The 4,226-nt window shown below is 61.7% G+C and carries 4 protein-coding genes; 2 read left to right on the forward strand and 2 right to left on the reverse strand.

Annotated features, from left to right (window positions below):
- The first annotated feature begins 471 nt into the window (after positions 1-471).
- A complete protein-coding gene (locus tag I0Q12_RS23380; protein ID WP_197255184.1) occupies positions 472-1,377 on the forward strand; it encodes an alpha/beta hydrolase in 906 nt (301 codons plus the stop codon).
- Positions 1,378-1,544: 167 nt separating this feature from the next.
- The gene (locus tag I0Q12_RS23385) at positions 1,545-2,345 is read left to right on the forward strand and encodes a crotonase/enoyl-CoA hydratase family protein (RefSeq protein WP_197255186.1); all 801 of its coding nucleotides are present in this window, start codon (positions 1,545-1,547) and stop codon (positions 2,343-2,345) included.
- Here the strand turns inward: I0Q12_RS23385 and I0Q12_RS23390 are convergent.
- Both I0Q12_RS23390 and I0Q12_RS23395 read right to left on the reverse strand, forming a co-directional pair.
- The gene (locus I0Q12_RS23390) at positions 2,332-2,514 is read right to left on the reverse strand and encodes a hypothetical protein (RefSeq protein WP_197255188.1); all 183 of its coding nucleotides are present in this window, start codon (positions 2,512-2,514) and stop codon (positions 2,332-2,334) included. The genes I0Q12_RS23385 and I0Q12_RS23390 overlap by 14 nt on opposite strands.
- A 428-nt stretch (positions 2,515-2,942) precedes the next feature.
- Positions 2,943-3,875, reverse strand: a complete 933-nt coding sequence (locus I0Q12_RS23395; RefSeq protein WP_197255190.1) for an alpha/beta hydrolase — start codon at positions 3,873-3,875, stop codon at positions 2,943-2,945.
- Positions 3,876-4,226 lie beyond the last annotated feature (351 nt).

Here is a 4,226-nt window from a genome sequence, read left to right on the forward strand (position 1 = left end):
CACGAGGAATCACGCGACGACGTCGTACACCACCTCACGGGACTTGACCGTCATCGGACCCCTCGTAGGGATCTGAGGACACTCCGGGCACGATCCACTTCGGTGGAACGTGGTTGCAGCATCTCTACGTTGGGCTGCAGTCAGGACTCTTCCAGTCGCGCCGACCCAGACGACCCGCGTGACCCGCATCTGTGCGCATACACAGCGGGCGACGGATTCGAAGAGTTCGATCAGCGGAATCGCGGAACCATCACGTCACAGCCTTGACGGCGTAAGCCTCGACGCCGAACCGGCGTGGCGATCTGTGGGTGCCGACATTTCGACACACCGAGGCAATTGCTGAACTGCCCGAGTGGTTTTCCCGTCCACCCGACTGGGTGGAATGACACCGTGCGTACGCGATACAAGAGCCTCACGCTTTTCTGAGCAGTCAATCTCCCCTTCTCGAGCGGTGATGAAAGTGAGCAACACATGTCCGTGAGCAAAGAATCGCTGTTCCTCAACGACCTGTACTCTTCCTGGCTTCGACGGTCCGAAGGTATGGACCTCGCAGGTCAGCGAGACATGTTCGAAGAATGGCATCTTCCCACCATCGAACCCACCGACGTCACGTATGAAGAAGTGACAGCCAACGGCGTGCCGGCGACATGGGCCAAGCCGCTGGGCGCCGCCGAAGACCGGGTGATCGTCTTCACTCACGGCGGCGGATTCGTAACAGGCTCACGCTTTTCCCATCGCAAGCTTGCAGCGCATCTCGCCAAACTGGCGGGTGTCCACGCACTCGTCGTGGACTACCGGCTTGCGCCGGAGGCGAAGCATCCGGCTCAACTCGAAGACTGCGTTGCCGTCCACGAGTGGCTCCGCACGCAGGGTTACAAGGCGGAACACACAGCGACGGTCGGCGACTCGGCCGGCGCCAATCTCGCCATCTCGACAGTGTTCGAACTTGCGGGCATGGCACTTCCCATTCCGGCCGCCGTCGTCGCTCTCTCGCCGTGGCTCGATATGGAGATCAAGGGACTGACGATCGAATCGAACGACGCGGTCGACGTATTGGCCAAGAGGGCTGTTCTCGAGATGATGCGGGAGATGTTCCTGTCGGAACTCTCCGAAGCAACGGACCCGCGGGCAAACCCCCTGCTCAGAGACTACACAGACTTCCCTCCCGTCTATGTATCGGTCGGCGGTTATGAGACTCTGCTCGACGACTCCCGCCGTGTGGTCGAGTTGATCGAGAAAGTAGGGAGCGAAGCCGTACTCGACGTGGTCGAGGAGCAGCAGCATGTCTTCCACTTCAACGCGGGACGGGCACCCGAGGCGGATCAGGCGCTGAACCGCATTGCCCAGTGGCTACGGCCGAAGTTGGGGCTCGCCTGAACACCGCATGTGTGGCGCGCAACTGAACGCGAAGCGCGCCGACGAAGGATGAACATGTCTCGGCGGCGGTCTGCTTCGGCCCAGACCGCCGCCGAGTTCGTGTGCATGCCAGTCAGCAGGACACTGTCCGAATAATCGATTGCAGTGAAGATCGGGAAGATACATACATGGAAAATCCAGTTCTCGTAGAACGCGACGGATTCATCGAAACGTGGACGATCAATCGGCCGGCTGAAAGAAACCCTGTCTCAGGGATGGACGTAGTCGACGCATTGGTCGCCTGCGTGGATGCCGTCAACGCCGACTACGGAGTACGCGCTGTCATTGTCACCGGCGCGGGATCGACATTCTCCGCCGGTGGCAATGTCAAGGACATGGCGACTCGTCGGGGATTGTTCGGCGGGAAACCTCACGAACAACGCGATGGCTACCGAGCTGGGATACAACGGATTCCACGAGCGATGTACAACTGCGACGTGCCTTTGATCGCAGCGGTGAACGGCCCTGCAATCGGTGCCGGGTGCGATCTCGCCCTCATGTGCGACCTCCGAATCGCCAGCGAAAAAGCTTTCTTTGCAGAGAGCTTCGTCAAGCTGGGCATCATCCCGGGTGACGGGGGCGCCTGGCTGTTACCCAAGGCGGTCGGTATGGCGCGGGCGGCCGAGATGATTCTCACGGGCGACCGTGTCGACGCAACCCAGGCGCTCGAGTGGGGATTGGTCTCGAATGTCGTCCCTCCCGATCAGCTGCTCGACGAAGCTCGCGCACTCGCCAACAGAGTGGCTGCCAATCCTCCACACTCGGTACGGATGGCCAAGAAACTCTTACGCGAAGGGCAGCACCAAAGCCTCGACAGTCTCCTCGAACTGTCCGCTGCACTGCAGGCGCTGGTTCAACAGACCACCGATCACACGAGAGCAGTCGACGCCCTCATGGAGAAGCGAACTGCCGCATTCACCGGCGAGTGAGGATGACTGGCGTAGCAAGCTCCTCGATCACCGGTGCGGACACGTGGACGTTCGACAAGGCAGTCGCATCAACAGGAACGATGTCGTGAAGTTCGACGAATCCGGTCGGATCGAGCAGTGATTCACGGACTGGTACCTCAACACCGGGGTTGAGGTACATGGTGCTCACCCGCCAGAGCGTGGAGATCTCGACAGACCTGGAATGCCCGAGGAGAAACCGGACGACTGTGTTCTTGTCTCGTGCACATCCAGTGCCCGAGGATTGCTTGCCGGCGGACCGGCCACTTCGAGGAGCCAACGGGTGGACCAGTCGCGCGCTGCGCGAGAACCTGAATACCGCGACGCGCCCCGCCGAACCTCCACTGCCCCGGACCGGGGCCTGACCGACGGCAACCGAACCTCGGGCCCATCCGGAACGGCGAGAACCCGCTCCAGCGCGGTTCATGAGAACGGCACGGCGGGCACCCGTGCCGATGTCATCACATCACGCCGCAATGGAGAAGGAGTGCAACACGCCGGCGGGCACGCGCTGTGCAAGTACCAAGCGTGGCTGTGCTCGCAGCACGTGACTGCGGCGCAGCCACCCGTTACTCGCGGTCAGCGAGCGAACTGTTTGCCGAGGAATTCAACGACCGCGCTGTGCAATTCAGCGCTGCGCGGAACTGCGCCGGACATCCAGTACACGCCATGGACAAGACCGTCATACAGCTCGACCTGGACCGGGACGTCCTGCTCGGTCAGCATCCGCCCGTAGTTCAGGCATTCGTCGCGTGTGACCTCGTACTCGTTGACCAACATCAGGGTCGGAGGAAGCCCCGACAAGTTCTTCGCCTTGGCTGGCGAGGCGTACGGGTTCTCGGCGTCTTCCGGTGTGGCCAGGTACTGTTCCCAGAACCAGTCGATCGCTGCTGCGGTGATGAGGTAGCCTTCGGCGTTCTGCTCCCGCGATGGGAATCGTGCCGTGCCGTCGATAACCGGATAGATCAGCACCTGAGCGCACAGTGTCCGCGATCCGGTATCACGTGCCCGGAGGGCGGTGACGGCGGCGAGATTGCCACCGGCACTGTCACCCATGATGGCTACACGCGTCGCGTCACCACCGAAGTCGGCCGCGTTCTCGACTACCCAATTCAGAGCGGCGAACGCGTCTTCGGGTGCGGCAGGGAACTTGTGTTCGGGAGCGAGCCGGTAACTCACGGCGGCCACGATGACTCGGGCGTCCGCGGCCAGGGCGCGACATGGCTGCTCGGTAACGTCGAGGCTGCCCGCAACCCACCCGCCGCCGTGGATGTACACCACAACCGGCAGGGGTGCCTCGGACTCCGGAATGTAGAGACGCACGGCCTGGTCGCCATCCGGTCCGGGGTAGACCGTGTCGACGACACGAGCAAGATCCGCCTTCGGCGCCTGGAGTCCGCTGAAGGACTCGATGACCTCACGGACTTCAGCAACACTCATCTGCTCGAACGACTTCAGTCCCTGCTCGTTCAAAGTATCTATCAGCTGCTCGACTACAGGATCGAGTGCCATGGTGATCTCCTTGATGTCATAGGCGAACTTGGTCGATCGCCGAGTCGGTGGAGTCACACTAAGAGGGCGTCCGAGCGGAAGAGTGTCCGAAAACAACACACCTGTCTGTCCCTGGTTCTCGTAAATGTGTGTTGCACAATCGGACACACCGAAGCTCTATCACTGTTCTACCGTCACCCAAGTGACCCACAGACGGCCAGGATCTCACCATCACCGTTCGATGACGGGCCCGGCAGCGCGAGGGACCTACCGGAGAACGGGTCCACCCTCGAGGCGCTCTCGAGAGATGGGCGCCCCGTACGTCCGCCGCACCCTGGTAGAGCCGTTTCGGTCACCGCACGTCACCGTGGG

Source organism: Rhodococcus sp. CX (assembly GCF_015865005.1).
Classification (GTDB): Bacteria; Actinomycetota; Actinomycetes; order Mycobacteriales; family Mycobacteriaceae; genus Rhodococcus.